Annotated in this window: 23 protein-coding genes; 6 read left to right on the forward strand and 17 right to left on the reverse strand. The window is 62.7% G+C overall.

What is annotated here, in order from left to right:
• Positions 1-440 precede the first annotated feature (440 nt).
• The 3 genes from BraRD5C2_RS19540 to BraRD5C2_RS19550 are packed head-to-tail and all read right to left on the reverse strand — an operon-like array spanning position 441 to position 2,247.
• Positions 441-1,271 carry a lytic transglycosylase domain-containing protein gene (locus BraRD5C2_RS19540; RefSeq protein ID WP_223970515.1) on the reverse strand — a complete coding sequence of 277 codons (831 nt, stop codon included), beginning with the start codon at positions 1,269-1,271 and terminating at the stop codon, positions 441-443.
• 2 nt (positions 1,272-1,273) lie between these two features.
• On the reverse strand, positions 1,274-1,786 hold the full coding sequence (locus BraRD5C2_RS19545; protein WP_223970517.1) for a S26 family signal peptidase: 513 nt from the start codon (positions 1,784-1,786) through the stop codon (positions 1,274-1,276).
• Positions 1,783-2,247 (reverse strand): DUF2840 domain-containing protein, encoded by a 465-nt coding sequence (locus BraRD5C2_RS19550; RefSeq protein ID WP_223970518.1) that lies wholly within the window; start codon positions 2,245-2,247, stop codon positions 1,783-1,785. Before BraRD5C2_RS19550 ends, BraRD5C2_RS19545 begins: the two co-directional genes overlap by 4 nt.
• Positions 2,248-2,525: 278 nt before the next feature.
• On the opposite strand from BraRD5C2_RS19550, the gene BraRD5C2_RS19555 reads away from it, so the two are divergent.
• Positions 2,526-3,575 (forward strand): IS110 family RNA-guided transposase, encoded by a 1,050-nt coding sequence (locus tag BraRD5C2_RS19555; protein WP_223970519.1) that lies wholly within the window; start codon positions 2,526-2,528, stop codon positions 3,573-3,575.
• Between the two features lie 641 nt (positions 3,576-4,216).
• Here the strand turns inward: BraRD5C2_RS19555 and BraRD5C2_RS19560 are convergent.
• The 5 genes from BraRD5C2_RS19560 to BraRD5C2_RS19580 form a co-directional block, all read right to left on the reverse strand.
• Positions 4,217-5,044, reverse strand: coding sequence for a replication initiator protein A (locus tag BraRD5C2_RS19560; RefSeq protein ID WP_223970639.1), 828 nt, complete (start codon positions 5,042-5,044; stop codon positions 4,217-4,219).
• 22 nt (positions 5,045-5,066) lie between these two features.
• Complete coding sequence (locus tag BraRD5C2_RS19565; protein ID WP_223970520.1) at positions 5,067-5,348, reverse strand: helix-turn-helix transcriptional regulator; 282 nt, start codon at positions 5,346-5,348, stop codon at positions 5,067-5,069.
• 133 nt (positions 5,349-5,481) lie between these two features.
• Entirely contained in the window at positions 5,482-5,979 is a 498-nt protein-coding gene (locus BraRD5C2_RS19570; RefSeq protein ID WP_223970521.1) for a DUF2285 domain-containing protein, read from the reverse strand.
• Between the two features lie 79 nt (positions 5,980-6,058).
• Positions 6,059-6,253, reverse strand: a complete 195-nt coding sequence (locus BraRD5C2_RS19575) for a transcriptional regulator domain-containing protein (protein WP_223970522.1) — start codon at positions 6,251-6,253, stop codon at positions 6,059-6,061.
• A gap of 165 nt (positions 6,254-6,418) precedes the next feature.
• Positions 6,419-6,691, reverse strand: coding sequence for a DUF2285 domain-containing protein (locus BraRD5C2_RS19580; RefSeq protein ID WP_223970523.1), 273 nt, complete (start codon positions 6,689-6,691; stop codon positions 6,419-6,421).
• A gap of 209 nt (positions 6,692-6,900) precedes the next feature.
• Here BraRD5C2_RS19580 and BraRD5C2_RS19585 point away from each other — a divergent pair, with 209 nt between their 5' ends.
• The gene (locus tag BraRD5C2_RS19585; RefSeq protein WP_223970525.1) at positions 6,901-7,128 is read left to right on the forward strand and encodes a helix-turn-helix domain-containing protein; all 228 of its coding nucleotides are present in this window, start codon (positions 6,901-6,903) and stop codon (positions 7,126-7,128) included.
• A 61-nt stretch (positions 7,129-7,189) separates the two neighbouring features.
• On the opposite strand, the gene BraRD5C2_RS19590 is transcribed toward BraRD5C2_RS19585, so the two are convergent.
• The 7 genes from BraRD5C2_RS19590 to BraRD5C2_RS19620 form a co-directional block, all read right to left on the reverse strand.
• Complete coding sequence (locus BraRD5C2_RS19590) at positions 7,190-7,510, reverse strand: DUF736 domain-containing protein (RefSeq protein ID WP_018454792.1); 321 nt, start codon at positions 7,508-7,510, stop codon at positions 7,190-7,192.
• A gap of 579 nt (positions 7,511-8,089) precedes the next feature.
• Entirely contained in the window at positions 8,090-8,539 is a 450-nt protein-coding gene (locus BraRD5C2_RS19595; protein ID WP_223970528.1) for a hypothetical protein, read from the reverse strand.
• A gap of 141 nt (positions 8,540-8,680) precedes the next feature.
• Positions 8,681-9,604, reverse strand: coding sequence for a DUF2493 domain-containing protein (locus tag BraRD5C2_RS19600; RefSeq protein ID WP_223970530.1), 924 nt, complete (start codon positions 9,602-9,604; stop codon positions 8,681-8,683).
• 338 nt (positions 9,605-9,942) lie between these two features.
• The gene (locus tag BraRD5C2_RS19605) at positions 9,943-11,004 is read right to left on the reverse strand and encodes a DUF7146 domain-containing protein (RefSeq protein ID WP_223970531.1); all 1,062 of its coding nucleotides are present in this window, start codon (positions 11,002-11,004) and stop codon (positions 9,943-9,945) included.
• Positions 11,004-15,320: a strawberry notch-like NTP hydrolase domain-containing protein gene (locus tag BraRD5C2_RS19610; protein WP_223970532.1), complete on the reverse strand. Its 4,317-nt coding sequence runs from the start codon at positions 15,318-15,320 to the stop codon at positions 11,004-11,006. Before BraRD5C2_RS19610 ends, BraRD5C2_RS19605 begins: the two co-directional genes overlap by 1 nt.
• 184 nt (positions 15,321-15,504) lie before the next feature.
• Complete coding sequence (locus tag BraRD5C2_RS19615; protein ID WP_223970533.1) at positions 15,505-17,622, reverse strand: ParB/RepB/Spo0J family partition protein; 2,118 nt, start codon at positions 17,620-17,622, stop codon at positions 15,505-15,507.
• Between the two features lie 103 nt (positions 17,623-17,725).
• Positions 17,726-18,688, reverse strand: coding sequence for an ArdC family protein (locus BraRD5C2_RS19620; protein ID WP_223970534.1), 963 nt, complete (start codon positions 18,686-18,688; stop codon positions 17,726-17,728).
• Positions 18,689-19,604: 916 nt separating this feature from the next.
• Between BraRD5C2_RS19620 and BraRD5C2_RS19625 the strand changes: the two genes are divergently transcribed.
• A complete protein-coding gene (locus BraRD5C2_RS19625) occupies positions 19,605-19,889 on the forward strand; it encodes a hypothetical protein (protein WP_223970535.1) in 285 nt (94 codons plus the stop codon).
• 6 nt (positions 19,890-19,895) lie between these two features.
• On the opposite strand, the gene BraRD5C2_RS19630 is transcribed toward BraRD5C2_RS19625, so the two are convergent.
• Positions 19,896-20,510, reverse strand: coding sequence for a cell envelope biogenesis protein TolA (locus tag BraRD5C2_RS19630; protein ID WP_223970536.1), 615 nt, complete (start codon positions 20,508-20,510; stop codon positions 19,896-19,898).
• A gap of 168 nt (positions 20,511-20,678) precedes the next feature.
• Positions 20,679-21,611 carry a non-homologous end joining protein Ku gene (gene ku, locus BraRD5C2_RS19635; RefSeq protein ID WP_223970537.1) on the reverse strand — a complete coding sequence of 311 codons (933 nt, stop codon included), beginning with the start codon at positions 21,609-21,611 and terminating at the stop codon, positions 20,679-20,681.
• A gap of 147 nt (positions 21,612-21,758) precedes the next feature.
• Here ku and BraRD5C2_RS19640 point away from each other — a divergent pair, with 147 nt between their 5' ends.
• Genes BraRD5C2_RS19640 through BraRD5C2_RS19650 form a run of 3 tightly spaced genes read left to right on the forward strand, consistent with a single transcriptional unit; the run spans position 21,759 to position 23,379 of the window.
• Positions 21,759-22,154 carry a hypothetical protein gene (locus tag BraRD5C2_RS19640; RefSeq protein ID WP_223970538.1) on the forward strand — a complete coding sequence of 132 codons (396 nt, stop codon included), beginning with the start codon at positions 21,759-21,761 and terminating at the stop codon, positions 22,152-22,154.
• 46 nt (positions 22,155-22,200) lie between these two features.
• A complete protein-coding gene (locus BraRD5C2_RS19645; RefSeq protein WP_061020552.1) occupies positions 22,201-22,650 on the forward strand; it encodes a hypothetical protein in 450 nt (149 codons plus the stop codon).
• Between the two features lie 3 nt (positions 22,651-22,653).
• Entirely contained in the window at positions 22,654-23,379 is a 726-nt protein-coding gene (locus BraRD5C2_RS19650; RefSeq protein WP_223970539.1) for an SOS response-associated peptidase, read from the forward strand.
• The last annotated feature ends 20 nt before the right edge of the window (positions 23,380-23,399 follow it).

Below are 23,399 nucleotides of genomic sequence, written 5' to 3' on the forward strand. Positions count from 1 at the left end.
GCTGAAAATGTCCTTGATCGCAATACCAAAAGCGCAAGGCGCGGCACGCGCCCCGACCGACCGGCACGCCAGAACCCAAGCCATGCCAATGGCTTGCGGTTCGACCGGCGAGCCCCTTTTATCTCGCCGTCCTGCCGTCGTAGTCTCCCAGTCGCTGGTTCCCCAACTTACAAGCCAATAGACCCTCGGTACTCGCGGCGATTTGCGACAAAATGCGGTGCGAAAGAGCCGCCGCGACTTGCAGGTGACTTGCGAAGCCCCCACTGTTTCCGAGCGCTTGCGATAGCGATCGTTACCCGAAGGGCCGAGACACCCGTAGGGTGGCTCGGTGAGGAGCGAAGCGACGAGTAGAGCGCGGGCCGAAGGCATCGCCCGTACGCCCTCAGCACGTGCCACTTGCTCGATGAAGCACGCCAAGGCTCGCGAACCCGCACACTTGGTCATTGCGATACTTTCGAATCCGATCGAGGGACGAACACGCCAATGGGCCGGGGGACCATCGGCGAAACATCGGGCGCCGAGATTGCGGCCGTGACACCGCTCGACGGCACGAGTGCCAGCAACCGATCGCGCGTTTTCATGAGATCGGATCGCGTGACAAATAGCGTCGCAACTACTGATGACTGTCCGCTGGACGTCCACCGCGACGGCAGTTCGAAGGCAAGCAGATTTGCAAGCTTTGCGACGTATGCTCGCGTCTCGTCAGGCAGAGAGCCGCCTATGAGATGCTCTTCATACCGAGATGGTCCCGCGTTGTACGCAGCAAACACGCCAGGCGAGCCGTACCGATCGAGCAGTTCGCGCAGATAGGCCGTGCCGGCCAGAATGTTGTCGTGCGGGTCGTAGGGGTCGTTTCCGAGATTGTAGCGCTCGCGCAGTTCCGCCCAGGTCGCCGGCATGATTTGCATCAGGCCGAGTGCGCCTTTTGGCGATCTGGCATGCACGTCACCAGCACTCTCGATGCTTTGGACTGATCGGATCCAGTTCGGCGCAATCGCAAAGCGTTGTGAAGCTTCATTGATAAAGCCGTCAAAGGAGTGAGCGGTCTGACTGATCGCCGGCTGAGCGGCTGATGCGCTCTGGGCCAAAGCAGCACGGTCGAACGCGGTCAGAAGAAGCATCAGGGGCGCGACAGCACAAACGCGCGTGCCCCACCGCCCCAAGCACGCGGTCGGGCTCGCGCCAGCCTTGCAGACATCGATCGAGACGGAGGAATGATCCGGCAATCGATCGAACAAGGGAATGGCGAGGAGAACACGTCGAATACGCACGATCACTCCTCCCACGTCCACACCGGCATCGCACGGCCGATCACGCTAGATGCCGGAAGAAATCCAAAATACCGGCCATCAAGAGAGTCGTCCGACTGCCAGTTCATCAGAAACAGCTCGCCGTCGCCGACGACGCGGCAGCCCTGCCATTTCGGCAGCGGCCGGCCGCGTCCGTCGCGGTCTCGCGCCTCGCCCATTGCAATCTCGTCGACCGAAATCGTGAGGCCGGCTCTGCAAACACTCTGCCCGGGAAGGGCGAGTACGCGCTTCAGCATCGGGACGCCAATGGGCAAATAGCCGTTAAGGTCGAGGAAGGTCGCGAGCGGTTCCGGCGGATGCACGGCGACCAATTCAGTGACCTGGAATTGGTCAGCCGGTCGCACACGGTAGAGACCGATCGGCACGCTCGCGGATGCATTCCAGATGTAAAGCGGAAGCGGCTCCAGCATAATCGTCGCGACTAGCGCAGCAGCGAGTCCAATCGTCACGGCCAGCACCATCAGGCGGCCCGTCATCGCATGACCCTCTGCCGGTGAAGCCAAGCCTGATGGCGCGCTTTCGTGTACGGGCGCGGGTTTTCATTGACGGACAGACGGTTGTGAACATGATGCCAGTGATCAGGAGCGACGTCAGCCGGATCAATGTCGAGGGCCTCAATGGCGTCGATCATCTGCAGGACCCGTTCGATCTTCAGCCAGCCGGACAGGCGAAGCAGAATCTCACCGCCGGGCGTCACATAGGGAACAGTCGAACAGCGCTGGCCCGGTGCAACCGCGCGCAAGATGTCAATCCGCGAAATGATCGTGCCAAAGTCGTTGGAGGTCCATCGGACGAAGGCAAAGATGTTGCCGGGCGCAAATGACAGGACGCGCCGGTGGCGATCAAGCTTCCGTTCTTTGACAATACGACCGAACCGAATGCGATTTTCGATACGCTTCTCGAGCCACAGAACTTCCACTTCCGTGAAATCGCTCATGCCGCGGCTCCTCTACGCTCGAACTGGGAGCCGTTCGCTTTGGTGGCGGGGAAGTGCGTGTACGGCTTGCGAAGGCCAGCAGGACGGACGGGCCGGCTTTGCCGGCCTCCTCCCACGCGCTTTGCGGCCTGGTCCGTTAGAAGAAATCCGAAGGATTTCTGGTTAGCCGGGGTACTGACCGGTGCCCCCTCACCGGCCGAACTGCGGCGAAGATGCCTCACAACGATTCGCGAACGGAACGCGCGGTGCGTCCCGGCGATCGACTGAGGAGGCGCATGATGGACTTCTATGCAGGGCTCGACGTGTCGCTGGAGGCGACGAACGTTTGCGTGGTGGATGGCGACGGCAAGGTCGTCCGGGAGGCGAAACTCGAGACCGATCCCGACGCGATCGAGCTGCTTTTGGCGGAATGGGGAATCCACCTCAAGCGCGTCGGCCTGGAGGCGTTCTCGTACAGCGCCTGGCTGTTCACGGCGCTCGCCGAAAAGGGCCTCCCGGTGATCTGCATCGAGACCCGGCATGCCAAGGCGGCGCTGAACGCCATGCTGAACAAGACCGACCGCAACGACGCAAAAGGCATCGCGCAGATGATGCGGACCGGTTGGTTCCGCGCCGTCCATGTCAAGTCGGAAGCCGCGCAAACGCTGCGCGCGCTGCTGGTCGGGCGCAAGGCGCTGCTTGGCAAGGTGCTGGACATGGAGAACATGATCCGCGGCCTGTTGCGGCCGTTCGGCCTCAAGGTCGGCGAAATCTCGGTCGGTCGTTTTGACACGCGGGTGCGCGAGATCATGGCCGGGAAGAAGGATCTGGAGCCCATCGTCACGCCGTTGCTGGACGCCCGCAATGCGATGCGGCTGCAGCTGGCAAAACTGCACCGCCTGGCGCTGGCGGCGGCGCGCGGCGACAATGCGGTGCGGCGGATGATGACCGTGCCCGGTGTCGGCGCGCTGGTGGCGCTGACGTTCCGCGCCACCGTCGACGATCCCACGCGATTCAAGAAGTCGACCAATGTCGGCGCGCATTTTGGGTTGACGCCGCGGCGCTATCAATCCGGCCAGACCGACCGGATCGGCAGCATCTCCAAATGCGGTGATGAACTGACGCGGGCGATGCTGTACGAGGCGGCGATCGCGATCCTCACCCGGATCCCGAAAAACTTTAAGCTGCGGCTGTGGGGCCTGCGGCTGGCCAGGAAGAAGGGTCTGAAGCGCGCCGCGACCGCGGTGGCGCGCGCGCTCGCCGTGCTGCTGCACAAGATCTGGACCGATGGCACGACGTTCCGGTTTGGCGCCGGCGGCAAGCGCGGCCGGGTCGCTGCGGCGGTTTAAGGGCCTCCGCGACCCGGTCGCTTCCACGCGCGCCTTTTCCTTCCGCCACGACGGAGCGGCGTCTCCCGGGGAGACGGGGTTTTGGGTGAGATCGCAACTTTTCTTGCCGGCGGCTTCATGCACATCTTTGAAGCCATCAAGCACGGCGCTGGTTAGCCTGACCGCCCATTCTCCAGATTCCGGCATGTGGTGGCCGTCGTGCCAACCACGGACGTTAGCGAGTTCTCCTCGACGAGCGAGCTGCCGCAAGGGAAAGCAACGAGCGTGATGCGGAGATGGCGATGCTGATGATCGCGCAGATTTGCGCGCGATCGCGTCCGCGCGCGTGCATTGGCGACAACAATCGCATTGCAGGAAGGATCTGCGCGTGACAGAGTAAGCGCATGAGGCATCCTCGCTGCACGCACGGCCGACTTGTTCACAACGCACTGATTCACAACAAGAAGTTAGTGTCAGTACGTTAGTAAAGTTAGAGCGGCTGGAAAGCTCGCAGAAGCAAGCTCTTAAGCTCGATTCCGGTCCCCGATAGCACGAGGATCGGGTCCCCGAAAGCACGAGGGTTGCGGTCCCCGATAGCACGAGTTGATTCACAGGTTGTCCTCCGAATTTGGAACGAGACCGCGCCGGCGCAGGCGTGCCGTTTAGGGATGAACAGGCTGAGGGGCGAAGTTCAGCCGCTCGGTACCGTTCGGATCGCGCGTCAGCGCGAGCTGATAGCCGGGCAATGTCTGGCGCTGAACGATCTGGCGTATGTCGTAAGCAAAGTGCTTGAGCGGGGAGAGGATGCCGGACTTGGCATGGAGGTGCACAAGGTCAAAGCTCCAGCCGCCGTCCTGGCGTCCACCGTGCTTGCGCACGAGCCGGTAGAGCCATCGTTCAAGTCCGCCCGTCAGCTCGAAATAAGCGCGATCGATCGTCAGCACGAGCGCGTCGTCGATGACGCCGGCATAGAACCAATCAGGCAGGATCAGTTCGAGTCCAAATGGACGACCGTTTGCATCGGCCGTCTCCTTCCACTCGTTGATCCAGGAGAAGCGATGCCGTCGCCGCTCTGTCGGCTGGCGGATCGAAGTCACCACCGTCGTCGACTGAAGTCTGTCGAGACCAGCCTTCAACCGGTCATAGTCTCGCGCGCTAGTCCCGCGGCCGACAAACGTCAGGATCTCATAAGGCGTTGCAGCCATCAGGCGTGACGTCTTCAGGCCGGCATCACGAGCTTCGACGATCTGGGACGCGGCCCAGATCAGAACGTCTGCATCCCAGATGGTCGCCATGCCGTGTTCCGGCACGGCTTCGACACGGATTGCGACCTCACCGGCACGGAAATCGATGGGCACCGTTCGCTTCGTTTTCGCGAGCGAGAAGAACGGATAGGCCATCAGATCCTGCGCATCGCGCGGCGCGAGATCACCGGGCAGCGCCCGAAACAGCTCAAGCTGGTCGCGCTCGGAATGGTGTTTGCGCCGCATAGTCACTGCTCTCACGCTGACATCAGCGACGTTCCTGACCTGCATAGCGACGCAGGCCCGGATGCTTCTTGGCGGGCAGCACGGTCCCCTTCCCGGGATCTGACGTTGACGTCTTGGCGCCGCGGTCGGCCCACGCTTTCAGGTCATCGACGGCGTAGACAACACGTCCGCCGATCTTCCGATACGTCGGTCCAGTACCGTACGTGCGGTGCTTCTCGAGCGTGCGGCCGGACAGGCCAAGATAGCGCGCAGCCTCAGGTGTACGCAGGAACCGCGGGGGAAGACCGGCCATCGGATCGGGCATTTGAGAACTCCAGGAGGACAGCGCACCACGCCTGGCTAGGCCGGCGTGTGTGCGGTCATCATGGAGAAGCGCGATATCGGAGGGGGATGCCGAATATGGAGGGGACGATTTTCGGCACCCCTCGGGGACTACGCTACTGGTCCCTGCGCCCAGGCCGCAGGAGTTTGCGGTAACCACCGCGCATCAACGCGAGGCCGCCTTGCACCAAGCGGATTGTTCGATTGCGCAGATCATGAGTCTTCCAGGCACGATCGGGGATTCGCCTTTTGCCGAAGAGCGCTTCGGCGATAACGCGATAGCTTACGCCCGCGCCGTGTGCGTCGAGCGCACGGATTGCGGCGCTCAGGCGCTCGCGTCGCTGTTTCGACAGTTGATAAAAGGCAGGACCTGGCGCGCGTCCATTCATCGCGCGCCACAGCCGCCGGGCTGCATAGGCGCGCGCTTCCAAATCGCCGTCGAATGGCAGTTCGGCCGCATATGATGCGCCGAGCACCGGTGGCTCTTTAGACCAAACACGGTGATCTACCGCACCGATGCGGAGCACGGCATGCCAGCCGTCACCAGCGCGGCGCACCTCGCCAGCCGTTAGGTCGAGCAGTGGCCGAGACGGCGCCCCGCCGGCGTCGACCACTGCGACCTTGACCGGTACGACCGCCGCTAGAACCTCAGGCGCCCAAAAGATCGTCTGTTCGCCGAAGGACTTCTGCGGGTCATGGGCGAAAGCAGAGGCCCCACCTCCTCCTGAATTCTGCGGTCACTTCGCCATCTGGGCTACTGGCGATCATCGCCTCATATTCGCGTCGATAGTCCGCGTTGCGGCGAAGACATTCCCAGGCGATGTCGGTGATTTCCGCGTCTTGTAGGCCCTTGTAGGATTCCGGCGACCGCCAGTCGAATTCAGGCATTGCTTCCGCCCCATTGCACGCAGCTAACAACGATTGCGGCGCAATAGGTATGAACGAGGCGGTTGTAGGAAGCCCCTAGTTTGGCACCACGTGGTGCCCCGGAATGACCACCCGTCAGCAAAAGAAAATAGTTCTGCCTGCAAGTCGGCAGCCGGCTATTTTCTTCTATTTGGAGCCAGTGCCACGTAATAGGCGGCCCTGCTCCGTCACCCATTTGGCGCGCGCAAGATGACTCTGATATGCGCTCCGCGCACGGTCCGGCTCTCGCTCGGGGTCCATATGCAAGACCAATCGAGCCACCTCTCGCCAGTCCGCCCCCTCGCCCTCGGCCTGCAGAAGGCGAATGTACGTGACGACATGCTGTTCGTCATAGGGCGTCAACGACGGCTCGTTCGGCGCACTGTCAGCTACGTTTGGATCTAGGGATGGCTTCTGCATCATACCCGCTTTTAGAACGCCTATAAGCTACGCCATGGTTTGGTCGCAATCCAGACTCCGTTGCTCGTTGGAATCCTGGATAGTCGTTCGGTAGATCGGCGGCCGAACTCGGTCGCGCACGTCCCGTCGCCACAGTCGATAGCATGTTCGGACACGAATAGGAACGATCGTTCCTAGAACGATCGTTCCGGCTCAGTTCCCATATCGCCATGGATCTCAAAGAGGTCATGGCTGTGAACCTGCGTCGGAAACGCCACGATCTACAAATGACGCAGGAGGAATTGGCCGAGCGCGCGGGTTTAAGCGCCCGTTACGTCGGCGCCATCGAGCGCGGCGACGTATCAGCAAGCGTCACCGTGCTCGGGCAAATTGCTGAAGCATTGGGGGTCGAACCGGGAGACCTGCTCAAGAAGGCTGCGCGGGTTAGCAAATCGTAAGCCGCCTCAGGCCTGCCGCGAAGCGCCCGCCCGGCGGACCGGGCGGGGCTTGGTGGGGCTCTTACTCGCCGTTCTTGCGCGGCCGCGACCACAGGAGGGTGTAGCCTTCACCGCCCTCGTCATCGAACAGGTTGGCGTAGATCGGCGCATTGAACGAGGGATCGTCGAGCTTGAGCGAGAGGTAGTCGCGGCCCTCCTCGGAGCGCTTCGACCAGGCGGCCCCGATCTCAGCCCGGCCCACGTAGATGCGGTGGCTGGGGGCGTTGTCGTTGGAGCGGTTCGTCTCGGCGACGATGCGAACGCCCTTGGCTTGCAGGCTCAGGGTGACGATCTCGCCCTGGAAATCGTTGCCGACCTTCTTGAAGGAACCGATGTTAGCCATGTCACTTCTCCTGTTGTGTTTCGAGCCCGCGACCACCGCGGCCTCGATGGCGATCTGCAGGCCGAAGACGATCGGCGACGCACCCGCTCGCGGGCCGAAGCGCAGCGGAGGACGCCGTTGTTGCGACTTTCTTGCCTCGCGAGGAATGGGCGCAGCCCAGGGGAAGAAAGTCGCATCAACGGCGTTGCGGCTCAGACGATCGAGGCGAAGCCGGTCTTCGGCCAGATCAAGCCATCAACGAGGCCACGTGCGTCCGCGTGCTGAACCACAATCTCCGGAGAAGCGTGGCGATCTCGGTTTTGGCGAACAAGAGGTCGGAACGATTCAGCGCGGAAAGAGAAACAATCTCCTGCAAAGGGCGGCATCGTCTCCAAAGAACCGATCGAGGTAAGATCGCTCTGCCGCGGCTGCGTGGGCCAGACCGAATGCCGGCAGCTTGATTGAGGAGTTCCGAGCAGGACTGGCTCTCCCGCGCTCAGGTCTCGATTATCGCCCATTCAGCGCGCCGAACTATGCGAACCTGTTCGACGATGAAGGCGGTAGACGGTCAGCTCTCGGCCTTTCGGCCGTAAGAACTGATTAGGTCGGACTCTCCACCACACCACCCGGCTCGAAGGGGCGGGTCTCCGCCAAAACGAACAAGCGCATCCACGACGTGAGGCCAATGCAAACCGCGCCCAGGCAAGCAAAGACCTCTCGCCAAGCCAGCGAAGGCACCCCGATCGGGGACAGGGCGAAGACCACATGATAGCCGGCGACCGCGGCGGGAACAGCAAATGTTGTCGCGATCGCGATGCGCAAGGCCAAGGACCGAGTAACAGCGACGGCGATCTGGCCGAGGACGAGCGTCAGCGCGCCGCCGGCCGTACCGATAAGAAGCGCGGCGACGACACCAGTGCCGGTCTGCAACGCAGTCATCCCAATACTCAGCGCGACGAAAAACGGCAGGGCATACACTGCGAGCGCGAAAATCGCCCAGCAGAACAGGCCGATGCCGAGTGTGTTGAGAACAAGCCCAATAGCGAGCATGGTGGTGGCTCCATGTGCATTGATGTACCAGTTGCGCCTTCCACCAACCACCACGGCGCAACTTTAGATATGAGACCGAAACGAGGCGGAGTTGCGGCGTGAGCAATTTCGCCTCAAAGACTTCAGTCGAGCAGACAGCGCTCACGCGCCGCCGAACATCCAGACCGGGATGCCGAGCCGCTTCGCCTTATCGGCCAGGTTGTCCTGGATTCCAGTGCCCGGGAAGTGCATGACGCCGATCGGTAGGATTTCGAGTATGGCATCGTTGCGCTTGAAAGGTGCTGCCTTGGCATGTTTCGTCCAGTCGGGCTTGAAGGCGATCTGGGGCACCTTGCGGGTGGTCGCCCATTTGGAGGCGATCAATTCGGCCCCCTTGGGTGAGCCGCCGTGGAGCAGGACCATGTCGGGATGCTTGGCGTGAACCTTGTCGAGGCGATCCCAGATCAGATGATGGTCGTTGAAGTCGAGCCCTCCGGTGAGTGCGATCTTCGGTCCTGGCGGCAACATGACTTCGGTCTCGGCGCGGCGCTTGGCGGCGATGAAGTCGCGGGAATCGATCATCGCTGCGGTCAGCGTGCGGTGGTTGACCAGCGATCCCGATCGAGGGCGCCAGAATGAGCCGGTGTGTGTCTCAAAGCGCTCGATGGCCTGGTCGCGGAAGAGCTCCAGGCAGTCGCGCCGCTCGATCAATGTGATGCCTTCCGCCGTCACGCGCTCGAGTTCGACCGATCGAATTTCGGAGCCGTCCTGCTCGCGTTGGCTCTTCTGCTGCGCCTGCTCGTTATCGTCGAGCTGACGACCGACGCGGTCGACGGCTCGGTGAAACAGGTTGACGGTCGACCAGAGCAGATCGTCAAGGTCCGGCTCGAGCCGAGTATCACTCAACGTCGCGACCAGAGCATCGAAGATGTCAGCGACGGCACCGGTGATGCTCTTGCCCTCGGGAAGCGGCCGTGGATCGGGCTGGTCGTCGAAGGGGCGGTAACCGAAGAGCTGCAATTCGGTAAGAACGTGTTCGGTCGGAGATGCGGCGTGCGGCGGTTCGATGTCATCGTGATCGGTCATGGAGGTGATCCTTTGCCGGATCGGCCGCGACCATCGCGGCCTTCGTGGCGATCACTCAGACGGCAGACGGAACGGGCCAGAACCCGGAGCGGAGCGCAGGGCTGAAGCGCAGCGGAGGATGGCGGAGGCCGGCTATTTTGCTTCGCGATGCAAAGCGCGCTCGCCAGATTGCTAATGTTTCTTCTCGTCGCCGGCGGCGGCGGAAAATAGCCGGACGCAGCCATTGCCGGCCCGAGCCGCTTGCCGTCCGATCGCCCTCTAGAAGGCCGTGGTCGCGTCCTCTTCCGGCAGTGGCCGCACCGCGACCGACCTATCGACGCCCATCGAATTGCCGGGGGCTATTCCGCGGTTGCCATCGACGAATGCAGGAAACGGACGACGTCCTCCGGTACGAGTTGCAGTAGCAACGCTGCCCGGAGGGCCTCGAGGTCGAAGATGTGCAGATCTTCGTTGAAGTCGCCCAGCCGGGGCGACAATGCGATCGCTTCAATGCCGGCGGCTTCTGCGCGCTGGGTGAGAATAGCCTGTACGGCATCTCCGGCGGCATCTGCGTCACGGGCGATATAGAGTCGGCGTAGGCCAGACGGCAGCAACATGGCTGAGAGGTGATTGGCCGAGAGAGCAGCGGTCATGGGCAAGGTCGGCAGTACATAACGCAGCGACAGCATGGTTTCGATCCCCTCGCCCGCAGCGAGCACGTCGTCCACCACGCCGAAGCGAACGGCGTTGCCGAGCAGGTCGCCCATCGCCCGTCGTGGCGTATCGATCGGGGCCTTGCCGAGCCGCACGCGATCAAAGCCGTGTGGATCTAGCCAGGTGCGATGCACGCCCGTGATCCGTCCCTCGAGGTCCGTGACAGAGCCTATCATCGCCGGCCAGGTTTCGGTCGGAGAATGCTCATCCGGCCGATAGTAGCAACGTGGGTGGAAGCGCAGGCTGCCTCCATGGTGGATGCGAGCTATTCCGCGGCGCTGCAAATACGTCTCGACCACCGTGCCTTCGATCGGGCTAGAGATCGCAAAGAGCCGGCGGGCGGCTTCCTGCGATCCGGCTGGCGCCACCGAACGAACGGGTTTCGAGGCCAGCAGCGGCTCGGGGCGAGGCAGCTTCAGAAACCGCCTCGCTTCCTCGGTGACCTCGCTGAAGTCTCGCAAACCCCGGCATTCGCGGATGATGTCGAGGAGGTCGCCATGCTCGCCGGTCGCAGCGTCAGTCCACTTGCCGGCGGGGCCCTTAGGTGATTCCTGGAGCCGCACGAACATCGAGCGGCCCGGCGTGTTGTGGACGTCGCCGACCACCCAGTACCGCCCCACCCGCTTGCCATTGGAGAGATAATATCGGCACACGGCCTCGGCCTCGCGCGCGAGGCGGCGTGCCAGTTCGGACGCGTCGGGGGCCATCACGCGGCCTCCCGCTCACTGATGCGCGCGACCGGATAGGTGTCGAGCACCTTTGTCAGGATCCCGACGCCGCTTGCGTCCGGGGGCACGAACATCCGCAGCTTCCAGGAGATGATCTCTCCAAATAGGCCGTAAGCGCGGAGGCGATCGCGCATCGTGTCGTTGAATCCCGACAACTCGATGCGGCATGCGCCCATCACCCGGACGCGGCGAAGTTGGAGCCCCTCTGCGAGGTCGAGGACGGTATGTCCCTCCATCACCGCGGCAAAGGCAGCGTCCGGCGCCAGCGTGGGCGCGTCCGCCGAGACCACGTTTGCGACCCACGCGGCAGAAACCTTGCGGCCGATGATACGTTCGCCCGCATCGGTCTGGAGCCGATAGACACGGGTCGATTCATTCGGCAATCGTTTCCAGATGGGTAACAGCAATCCGGCCACGACGTGGACCGTGCTTTCCGTGAACTCAGGGACCTCGGCAAGCTCCGCCAGCCAAGCCGCGGCAAAACGTTCGCGATCCGCTTCAAGCCAATGGCTCTCCACCATCATGTTCAAGGGAACCTGGTGCTGCTCCATTGGCCGGATCAGCCGGACGTGACGCTCGATCTCGCCGTCGTCGAGCATGACGCTCGGGGCCGGAACCTGCACGGCGGCCCGTCCCGAGCGCTCGTTGATCAGCAGGACAGCATGATTGGAAAGACGAGCAAGGGCGTCGTCCAGGTTCACAGGATGATTGCGTTGGCGCTGGTTGATCGTGAGCAGCCGAGTCTCGGCGCCGTTCCCTGGATGGGCATAGATCGTCCGCCGGTTGGTGACGACAAAACTATCGGCGCGGAGCGTTTCCAGCCCGAGGTCATAGGTGCCAGATGCGACCGCGCCCTCGATCCGAGCGGTCAAGAGCTGTTCGAAGGCAGTGAACAGGACATTCTGCAGGTCGATGGTGAGCGCCAACAACCTGTTCAGGAATGTCGTGATCGGCGGCAGGTCATCTCTGAGCCCATTGGCATCTGTCAGCTTCAGGCCAGTGGCATCCTCAAACCTCTCGAGCGAGCAGCCGTCGACCTTGCCTCGGACGAGCAACGTGTAGAGTTGACGCAACGCGTCGCGTCCATACTGGCTTTCGAGATTGTCCTCGGGCCGAAACAGCCCCTGCCCTCCGGTCTGGCGCTGGCCGCGCGTAATGGCCCCCAACGTATCGAGCCGGCGCGCGATGGTGCTGAGGAAGCGCTTTTCCGCCTTCACATCGGTCGCAATGGGACGAAACAGCGGTGGCTGCGCCTGGTTGGTCCGGTTTGTCCGGCCGAGCCCCTGGATCGCGGCATCCGCCTTCCACCCGGGCTCGAGCAGGTAATGAACCCGCAAACGGCGATTCCGGGCCGACAGTTCGGCGTGATAGCTCCTCCCCGTGCCCCCGGCGTCGGAGAACACGAGGATGCGCTTGACGTCGTCCATGAAAGCCGAGGTCTCGGCGAGGTTGGCTGAACCGGCTCGATTTTCGACCACCAGCCGGTCGCCCTTGCGAACGATGCGGCGCGAGCGGCCCGTCACCTCGGCGACCAGCTCGGTGCCGAAGCGCTGGATGACCTGATCCAGTGCCCCAGGTACCGGCGGTAGTGATGCAAGCTTCTCGATGAGGCGGTCGCGTCGTGCGACGGCTTCCCGGCTCTCGACCGGCTGGCCGTCGCGATAGACAGGCCGGGAGCAGAGGTTGCCCTCCGAGTCGGTAAACGGCTCGTAGAGCTGGACCGGGAAGGAATGGGCGAGATAGTCGAGCACATACTCGCGCGGAGTAATGTCGACCTGAACGTCGCCCCAGTCTTCGGTCGGGATCTCGGCGAGCCGGCGTTCCATCAGCGCCTCGCCCGTTGAGACAATCTGGATGACAGCGGCATGACCAGCGTCGAGATCGCGGTCGATCGATCGGATGAGCGACGGCGTCTTCATCGAGGTCAACAGATGACCGAAGAAGCGCTGTTTGGCGCTCTCGAAGGCGGATCGGGCCGCGGATTTTGCCTGGCCGTTCAGCGTTCCGGTTTCGCCGGTGATGTTGGCGGCCCGCATCGCCGCGTCGAGGTTGTTATGGATGATGCTGAACGCATCTGCATAGGCGTCGTAGATGCGAACCTGCTCCGGCGTGAGCTGGTGTTCAACGAGTTCGTACGCGACGCCCTCATAGGACAATGAGCGGGCGGCGTAGAGACCGAGCGCTTTGAGGTCGCGCGCCAGCACCTCCATCGCTGCGACTCCACCCTCCTCGATTGCCTCGACGAACTCGGCACGTGTGGCGAATGGGAAATCGGCGCCGCCCCAAAGGCCGAGGCGTTGCGCATAAGCGAGGTTGTGGACGGTGGTAGCGCCCGTCGCCGACACATATACCACGCGAGCATTGGGCAAGGCGTGCTGGAGCCTCAGGCCCGCGTGCCCTTGCTGAGAGGCGGCTTGGTCGCCGCGCTCGCCCTTGCCGCCGACCGCATTCTGCATGGCATGGCTCTCGTCGAAGACGATCACTCCGTCGAAGTCGGAGCCCAACCATTCAACGATCTGCCTGACACGCGAAAGCTTTTCGCCACGCTCGTCGGTGCGCAGCGTAGCGTAGGTGGTAAATAGGATGCCTTCCGAAAGCCGGACCGGGGTGCCCTGGCGAAACCGGGATAAAGGCGTAACGAGCAGCCGCTCCATGCCGAGCGCGGACCAGTCGCGCTGGGCATCTTCGATGAGCTTGTCGGATTTGCTGACCCAGACCGCACGGCGGCGGCCCTTGAGCCAATTGTCGAGCAGGATCCCTGCGACCTGCCGCCCCTTGCCAGCGCCAGTGCCATCGCCCAAGAACCAGCCGCGACGAAAGCGGACGACATTCTCTGCGTCATCGCGCGCGGCAGCTACAACATCAAACGTCGCGTCGACGGTCCAAGAGCCCGCCAGGAATTCCGAATGCGCCTCGCCGGCATAAATGACGCTCTCGAGCTGGGCGTCCGACAGAACTCCATCTGCCACCAGACTTGAGGGCAGATGCGGACGGTAGGACGGCTTCGGTGGCGCAACGGAGGCCATCGCCGCGGACTGCACGAGCTTGGTCGGATGTGCGCACGATCCTGGAATACGGATCGACTGCAATCCGTACTCCTCATAGAGCGCATCGGTGAGGCGGGCGCCTTCCGGCGGCGACCATTCGACGGTCTCGTACGCAAGTTCCACGCCTTCTGGCGCGTTCCCCGAAGTCGATGAGGGGTTTGGTGCAATGGCGCCGGCCGATCGGGATATCGCGGGGCGCCTAGTGGCGTCGGCCACGACCGGCGCAGCGACGGGCAGCCGAGGAGGCACATGCAGGGTTACCCAATTGAGCAAGGTGGCGACGTCGCCGGCCATGCCTTGCGAGGCGGGAAAAGCCTTCGGATCGGCGGCGGGCAACTTATCGATCACAAGCAGCCGCGTGTCCGTCTGAGTGCCGTGCTTGGCGTAGACGGCGCCGTCGATCGCAGCAGAAAACACGACCCGTCCGCTCTCCTGGAGGCGAACAAACGAGTCGGTCCACGCCGGGTTATCCGGCGCAAGGCCCGCGCCAGCGATGGCGACGAGGCGTCCACCGTTGCAGAGACGCGCGAGCGCCGAAGCGATGTGTCGGAAGGCAGCGTCCGCCATCCGTCGATCGACATTCGCCACCGCGGAGAACGGCGGGTTCATCAGAACGACGCTCGGTACTACCCTCGCGTCGAGATGATCATCGATCTGCGCGCCGTCGAACCGCGTAACCTCAATGTTGGCAAACAAATGGTCTAGCAACGCCGCTCGGCTATCGGCCAACTCGTTCAACATCAGAGAACCACCCGCGAGTTCGGCAAGGATGGCGAGCAAGCCGGTCCCCGCGGATGGCTCCAGAACGCGGTCGGCAGGCGTAATGCCGGCCGCGGTGCATGCGGTCAGCCCAAGCGGGATCGGCGTCGAGTATTGCTGGAGCGCCTGACTGTACTCGGAACGCCGCGTATGGGTCGGCAGACAGCTCGCGATTCTCGCGAGCATAGGCAACATGGCAGCCGTCGAGCCAGCCTTGGCGCGCATGGCCGGACCGAACTTGCGCAGGAAGAGAACGGTTGCCGCCTCGCAAACGTCATAGGCGGTCTTCCAATTCCAGGCGCCGGTTGCGTCCGAGGCACCGAATGCAGCCTCCATGGCACCACGCAGGATGGCGGCATCGATGCGATGTCCGCGTTCGAGATCAGTCAAGATCTGTCGGGCGGCCTTGAGAGCGGCAGAGGTGAGAGTGGCAGCGGCATTCATCGAGAGCGACGCGGCGGCAGCGCCGCCGGCAAGAGATTCGGTCATGACAGGGTTTCTCGGGAGAGCGGGAACGGGTCGAACCATCAGGCGCTCTCCTTTGACCCAACGGCTCAAACCCTTCCCGGCCCGGCTCTCCCTCTCAGCGCTCACTCAATAAAAATGGGGACCGGCGCTACTCACCGGTCCCCAAGCAACTGCAGGACAGCCTCAGCCGTCCCGCCACATGATGTCACTCAGCCGCATCGAGTTGTCGCGGATCATCATCGCTGACGTTTTCCGAATCCTCCTCGTCGGCGAGGAATTCGGGCAGCGGGCCCGCTTCGCCCTCCTGCGCCACTGGCGCCGCATCGGAATCGATGAGGCGCAGCGGCTCCGGCAGCCAGCCCGAGCCATCGAGTAGACGCTCGGCCTCCTTTGCCATCTCAGCCTTCTTCAGATGGTCGATTAGTTGCGCCGACGACTCGCCCTTGGCTTCGCGCACCGCCTCTAGAATTCGCGGCTTGGTGACCCGGCCGAGATAGTTGTCGACGGTCGGTCGCCAGCCAACCTGCACCATGTCGAGTCCGACCGCGCGCGCAAGCACATCAGCCTGGTCGAGACGCGTGCGGACACCGTGAGCGGAGACACGGCTCTGATTGTAGCGGTTGGCCGGCTCGTAGACGGCGTTGACCGCAAATGATGCACAGTGGGAGAACAATGATGCCTGTGCACCACCGTCAAGAGCCGTGAGCGCATCCCAGAGATCGTTTTCGTTCTTCGGCAACCGTGCCTTCCAGGACTCATGCCGCGCCTCGACAGCCTTCGCAGACGCGCTTTCCCTCAGCCCGGGAGCTTGGGCAGGAAAGGTCGGTGTACGAAGGCCGATCTCCAGACAGCTCCCGGACGATGCGAACCGATAAAAGGCCGTCAGCACGAAGTTATGCAACACCGCCTGAAACGCGGTCGCAGGATTTTCTGCCAGCGCATCCCGCAATGCCAGCGTACGATGCGCCGTCAGCTCGGTGATCAGCCGATCCGGCAGAGGTTTGGCCGTGTCCTCATCATCCTCTTCGGCATCAGGAGCGCCACCTGCGACTGCGATGATCGTGCGCTGAACTGAAGTGCCAGGCTCCTGCCCTTCAGTCGACGACGCGTCGGCGTTCTGCCCGACATCAGGATCAGTTTCCTGCACATCGTCCTCCGGCCGGACGTAACCCCGGTCCACGGAGAGGCGTCCTTCGGAATCGATGCTGATGAAGACACCAGCTCGGGCGATCTCGGTCGGTTCGTAAAGCATCGGCCGGTCTTCAAATGCCGCCAGTGCCGACTCGATTTCGCCGAGACGCTGATCGACCTCTTCGGGCAATTCGTCGGCATCCTGGTAGTCGGTTTCCAGCCTGGCCTGCTCGGCGTTTAGCGCATCGATGGTGGCCTGCTCCTCAGGCGAGAGATCGACAGGTCTGCCTTCGATTTCTCGTAGACCTTGAGTGTGACCGTAGGAGAAGTCTAAGGCGACTGAGATCCACTTCCAGCCTTCGGCAGCAATCGTCTCAGCTTCGGCTTTGAGCTTTTCGGTTACGAGGCGGTCGAGCAACACGACGTCCTGAAGCCAGCCGCCATCGTCGTGCTCGAACAAATCCCGCAGAACGCCGCCACCCGCGTGCTGATATTTATCGACGCCCACAAACTGCGCCCGGCGATCGGACCCGCGCACGGTGTTCTCAGTGAGCAGCCGGCGGATCTGGTAAGGCTCGTCATAACCGGAACGGCTGCCGTTCTCCCAGACTTGCTCCTGGCGGGCGTGATCGGCTGAGACCGAGAACGCCATGAGCTGCTCGAGCGTCATGCCGTCTTCGGCGTAGACCTCATGCAGCTTCGGCGACACCGACGCCAGCCGCAACCGCTGCTTCACGATCGCAGGGTTCACGAAGTGCCGGGCGGCGATGTCTTCCTCGGTCATGCCGAGATCGCGGAGAGTCTGGAAGGCCCGAAACTGATCGAGCGGGTGCAGACCGACCCGCTCATCGTTCTCCGCCACCGAATCGTCCGCGGCAATGCCCCCTTCACGCACAACGCACGGCACCGCCTGTGTCTTTGACATGCGTTTCTGTTTCACCAGAAGCTCGAGGGCACGATAGCGCCGGCCGCCCGCCGGCACCTCGAACATGCCGGTCTCGTTGTCATCTGCATCAACGACGGCCCTGACACTTAGACTTTGCAGAAGCGTACGCTGCGCGATGCTCTCGGCTAGCTGTTCGATCGAGACACCGGCCTTGACGCGGCGAACGTTCGACTGGCTGAGCACGAGCTTGTTGAACGGAATATCCCGGGAAGGCGACAGCGTGATCTTTTGTACTGCTTTCGTCATTTTGGCTCTCCACGACGGGCGGCCGTGAGACTCTCTCTCGGCTTCCAACCCGTCGCGAACAGCCTCCCCTCCTCTCACTCTCGCGCGGCCACGAGGCCAAGCATCACGCCGCCTCGTGATCGGCGACAACCGAATCCAGCGACGCGGGCTCAATGGACCCGGGAACGAAGCCGAGCAAATAGTCCGCGGCCTTGCTCGCCTGCGATGCGGCACGCACGATGGCGCGATTGTCTTCGCGCAGGACGTCAAGCCAGGAGCCGATATAGTCGGCATGGCGCACGGTCGGCACGATCCCGAGCGTCGCGCAGCTGAACGCGGAACTTAACTCAGCGACCAGTTCTTCGAAGGCATATTTCTTCGTACCGAAGGATCCGCTCTGGTCGCGATTGAGGCGCGAGGGATGCCCGGTCGCATGACCGAGTTCATGCAACGCGGTGCGGTGCCAATTGATGGGTTCGAAATAGGCCTGTGGCGGCGGGACCTGAACATAGTCTTCGGCTGTGGCATAGAATGCGCGATCCCCGCCGATCCGAAATGGAATTCCGCTGGCCTTGATCAGGGCGTCGACCGTGGGTTCGATGAGGCCAGCCGGCGGTGGCGGCGCAGCGGTGGCAATGCCGTCGGGCAGATCTTCGCACTGATCGGTGTTGAAAACGGTAAATCGTTTGAGGAATGAAATTGCTTGCGCGTCTTCGCCGGTCTCAGCGGCGCGTCGCTTTTCGTCATTCGGGACGAAACGATCCGCGTAGACAACAGTGTTGCCGCGCTCTCCCTTACGAACGTGGCCGCCGAGCGAGAGCGCCTGGCGGAAGGTGAGCCAACTTTGACCGGCAAATCCGCGTTCGATCACGGCTCCCCAGAGGATGAGGATGTTGACGCCACTGTATTGCCGGTTGGTCGACGCATTTTTCGGCATGGCCAGCGGCGCTTTCGCCGCGGCCGTACCCCAAGGCTGAACCCAGGGCACACGTCCGGCCTCAAGCTCGGCAATGATCTTGTCGGTAATTTCGCTATAGAGGTTCGCCCGGTCCTGGCCGGCGCGCGCACCAACAGTACGGTTTGACATCGCGGGTCTCCGCGACGGGCGCCGCGAGCCTCTCTCGCAGCTTGTAACCCGTCATGGAAAACCCAGCCCGCACTCTTACTCTCGGCTCTCAGCACCATCTACCTGGGACCGCAGGCCCGATCAGGCGTGCGCCAGGGGCGCATCGCCTCAACGGAAAATGGCACCCGGAGAGCGTGAGCATAGCGACCCGAAGGGACACGCGGGTCCGAGTGCAGCGACGAGACCGGTTCAATAGCGGCACCCGGGAACGGGGCAGTGATAGCGATCGCCGCAGGCGAGCCCCTTTCCCGAGTGCCCCCGGCGAGGAGCACCAAAGCTCTAGCGCGAGGGAACGAAGCCGCAAGGCCGAGACGCTGCGCGGCTCGGTTCACGAGAGCCCGGTGCGGCTCTGGCCGCACGCGCCCAGCTAGTCTTTGCGTCTTTGCTCGAACTGAGGACCACAGTTCAGCAATTTGCTTGTTGCGGTGGCGCTTCGGGATCATGCCGGATCCCCATTCTTACGCACCTTTAGCTTGAAGTGCGGCACCGTCGTGCTGCGCCACCATGCCAATGCGTCCCCGCATTCCGTGCAAGGCTTGCCGTCATCGTCGATTGAAAGTGATTGGGTGAGCGTCACCGCGTACATCGCACCGCAGTGCGGACACGCGTAGTCCTCTCCCGATTCCCATGGCTGCGTCATGGCCGGAAATATGCGCCGCCGCCCGTCAACATGGCAGTGGCGGAATACGCTACCATCAAATCGCCACCCCCTTTCTGAGCCTGCACATCCGATCGGTCAGAAACGACAGCCGAGGGTGGCGTCATCGGACACGCCCACCCGCTACCATTCCCTAGTGTTTCTCGACAAAGCCCAGCCTGGTGATAGGAGGGGAACGAATGGCGGACGCAACGATTCGTCCTGTCAGGAGCTATTCCTATGCTGATGACACGTGAACGAAGACCGGCGATACGGACGATGCGCGGATGGGCGATTGGGGTGCTCCAGGAAGCTGGCGCCATCCGCGAGTGCGAGGAGCACGGTTGGATGCAGGATCGCGCCGATCCGCATGCAAGGGAGCGGGCCTTCGATATCGCCCGCGTAGACCCGCCCGCAGGCGTCTCCCCTGATGCAGCGGCGGCCGAGGTTCGCGACGTGCTGAACTCGATCGGTGATACCTGCCCAGAATGCCCTCCTAATGAAGAGGATCCGCGCCGAGCATGACGAACACTAACCCCGCGCGCGCCGCAGCGTAGCTTCCAATCGCTCCCTCTCCCTATCCCAGCGGGCTTGTTCGGCTTGCGATCTCTTCTCGAGAGCCTCGACCTCGGCCTGGATGGTGGCGGCCCGCTTCGCGTGCTCTTGCTCAGCCTTGTCCAGCGCAGCCTGCGCCTTGTCGACCGCCTGCTGACGGCGTTCACGGTCCTTCTGCCTGGCAGTCTCTTCCTTCGCCTGTTCAAGCTGGCGCCGCTTCTGCTCCTTTTCGAAGGCGAGAGCGGCCTTTCGTTCGGCAGCCTTGTCGACGGGGCGAGAGGAAAGTTTCTTCGCCTTTGGGCCTTTCAACTTGCTGGCGGCTTTCGTTGGTCCGCCGCCGCCAAGATCGGTGGGCAGCTCGGCATGTTCGCTGAAAGGTCGGTTTGTTCCGACTGGGCGCCTAAGAACGACGCCGGGCTTTGCCATGGCCGGCCCGATAACGTCCGTATCGTCACTTTCCCTGGCCGCGCCCTGGTGGAAGAGATTGCTGTCTGCGCCCCACGCTTCCAGAGCCGCTTTCATTGAGGGAGCGGCAATCGCCAGATCGAAGAAGCCGAGCGAGGTCTGGTAGGTCTTCAATGTTCTCGCCATGAGACGCTTCCCCGCACCGCCCACTGACCGCTGCCATGCGATCAGCGGTGTTGTTTGCCTCGCGGGCAGCAAACTTCCAAAGCGGGCGAACACAGCGGCCGGCCCGGGCAATATCTCGATGCATCCGGCGTGTCGGAACGAGCTTTCCGTGAACCCAACAAAGATATCTTAAGCGGACTTCCGCTGCGGTTTGGCCGCCGGCTTCCTTGCCACAGCCTCCTTGGCCGGTTTCTTGCCCGCAATCGGCATCAGCATTTCCTTCTGCCCGGCCGCCGCCTTGCGCGCCTTCTTGGCTGGCTTCTTCGGTGCCTCTGTCGCTGCCGCCTTTTCGCCGCCAATGCTCTTGCGCAGCGCGTCCATCAAATCAACGACATTCTCGCCACGCGGTCGCTCTTTCGCGGTGATGGGTTTGCCGGCGCGCTTCTTGTTGATGAGGTCGATCAGGGCGGTTTCGTACTGGTCCTCGAACCTGTCCGGCTCGAAGTGAGCCGTCTTTTGATTGACGATATGCCTGGCGAGATCGAGCATGTCCTTGGTGACTTTGACATCCTGGATGTCGTCGAAATACTCGCCCGCGGAACGCACCTCATAGGGATAGCGCAGCAGCGTTCCCATCACCCCCTTGTCGAACGGCTCGAGCGCGATGATGTGCTCACGGTTTGTCAGCACGACGCGCGCGATCGCGACCTTGTTCATTTCGCGGATGGTTTCGCGGATCACGGCGAACGCATCGTGCCCGACCTTGCCGTCAGGGCACAGGTAATAGGGCCGGATCAGATATCGCGGATCGATCTCGCTGCGGTCGACGAACTCATCGATCTCGATGGTTCGCGTCGATTCCAGCGCGACGTTCTCGAGCTCCTCCTTGGTCACCTCGATGAAGGTGTCGTCGTCGACCTTGTAGCCCTTGACGATGTCCTCGTTGGCAACCTCCTCGCCAGTGTCGGCATCGACCTTGGCGTATTTGATCCGGTGGCCTGTCTTGCGGTTGAGCTGGTTGAACGAGACCTTCTCGGATTCGGACGTCGCCGGATACAGCGCGACCGGACAGGTGACGAGGGAAAGACGCAGGAAGCCTTTCCAGTTAGCGCGGGGGGCCATGACGGGGGAACTCCAAAACTGACGCTGGATTCAAGACGAATGGTCCCGGCTTGGTTCCGACATCGCGGCCTTCCCAACAGGGTGATTTTTTCTCGGGTGCCTGCCCAAGCGGACTCGACTTTTGTTCACTTTATGTTCTAATTCGGAATGACCGACCGACCCGCGAGCTGGCGCATGCCGACCCCGAAGCAGATGGAAAAACTGGTCGCTGAAGCCGCCCGCAGGCCAGCTCTCCCCGCTGCGGCTCCAGATGCGCCGCTCCCGGCCGAATACTGGGAATCGGTCCTCAAAGATCCTCGCGCCGGCGCGACCGGGGCCGAGATGCGGCAGCGTCGTCTTTCGGAAATTCAACGCCACGTCCTGCGCATCTCCTGCCGCCGCTGCGACCGAACCGTGGAAATCCAGACCGCCGATGCAGTCCGATTATATGGCGGCAACGCGGTCTGGAAGGACGTCGCGCAGCGGCTGCTCGACAACACCTGCCAGCAGCGCACCGGCAGGCATGAAGAAGACGGGTGCTGGCCGGCGTTCGAGACGCCGTAGCCCGCTCTGGATTGCCGATCCGATCTCTTTGCGCCTGGATGTCCGGATGGCCCCGAAGTATCACCCTACGCCCCTGTCGGGCGGCGACCGCAAGGCTCTGGCGAAAGAGCTCGGCAAGGCGCGCGCAATGGCCAACATCCTGGCAACCCGATCGGCGGAGACGCGAGCGAAGGGGGAAGCGCTCATCCAGCAGGCCGACAAGCTGCTATGCGAGAGTTGGAACGAACGCATGTGGTCAGACGGAGAACCGATTGATCCGTCCCCGACGATCGACCAAGCGGTGAATGGTGGCTTCCCGTGGCTGGAGATCCAGTGCGCGCGCTGCAAGACGCCGAGCGACGTTGACCTCGCGGCGATGAAGCATCCGCCGACCACCTTCGTGCACGATCTCGCCAGCCGGCTGCGCTGCCGCAAATGCGCCAAGGCGGGCCGGCGTCCTTCCGCGACTCTGCTACAACTAGCCTGGCAGCCGCGCCACCCTCGCACCGAAGCCTGACCGATGTGCAATCTCTACTCGATCACGACCAACCAAGCCGCGATCAGCGCGTTGTTCCGCGTCGCAAACCGATACGTCGGCAATCTGGCGCCGATGCCCGGGGTTTTTCCCGATTACAAGGCACCGATCGTGCGCAACGGGGCCGAGGGCCGCGAACTCGCTACGGGGCGCTGGGGAATGCCGTCGTCGTCGAAAGCGCTGATGGACGCCACCAAGAAACGAGCCGAAAAGCTTCAGGCCAAGGGCAAGACCGTCGATTTCAAGGAGCTGCTACGGATGGAGCCGGACGGCGGCACGACGAACATCCGCAACGTGAAGAGCAAGCACTGGACGAAATGGCTGGGAACCGAAAACCGCTGCGTGGTGCCGTTCAACTCGTTCAGCGAGTTCAACAAGGCCGAGGGCGGCGACATCTGGTTCGCGCTCGATGAGACCCGTCCCCTCGCCTGCTTCGCCGGCATCTGGACCAACTGGACGTCTGTCCGGAAGGTAAAGGAAGGTGAGACGACCATCGACCTCTACGCGTTCCTAACGACGGAACCGAACGCCGAGGTCGGCGCCATCCACCCGAAGGCGATGCCCGTGATCCTGACGACGCCGGAAGAAGTCGAGACCTGGATGACCGCCCCTCCAGATGAGGCCTTGAAGTTGCAGCAGCCGCTTGCCGACGGCACACTCCGTATCGTCGCCCGCGGCGTCAAGAAAGATACGGCCGGGCTAGCGACGTGACCATCGAGGACAATAACGAC

This window comes from Bradyrhizobium sp. RD5-C2 (genome assembly GCF_019972155.1).
In the GTDB taxonomy this organism is placed as follows: domain Bacteria; phylum Pseudomonadota; class Alphaproteobacteria; order Rhizobiales; family Xanthobacteraceae; genus Bradyrhizobium.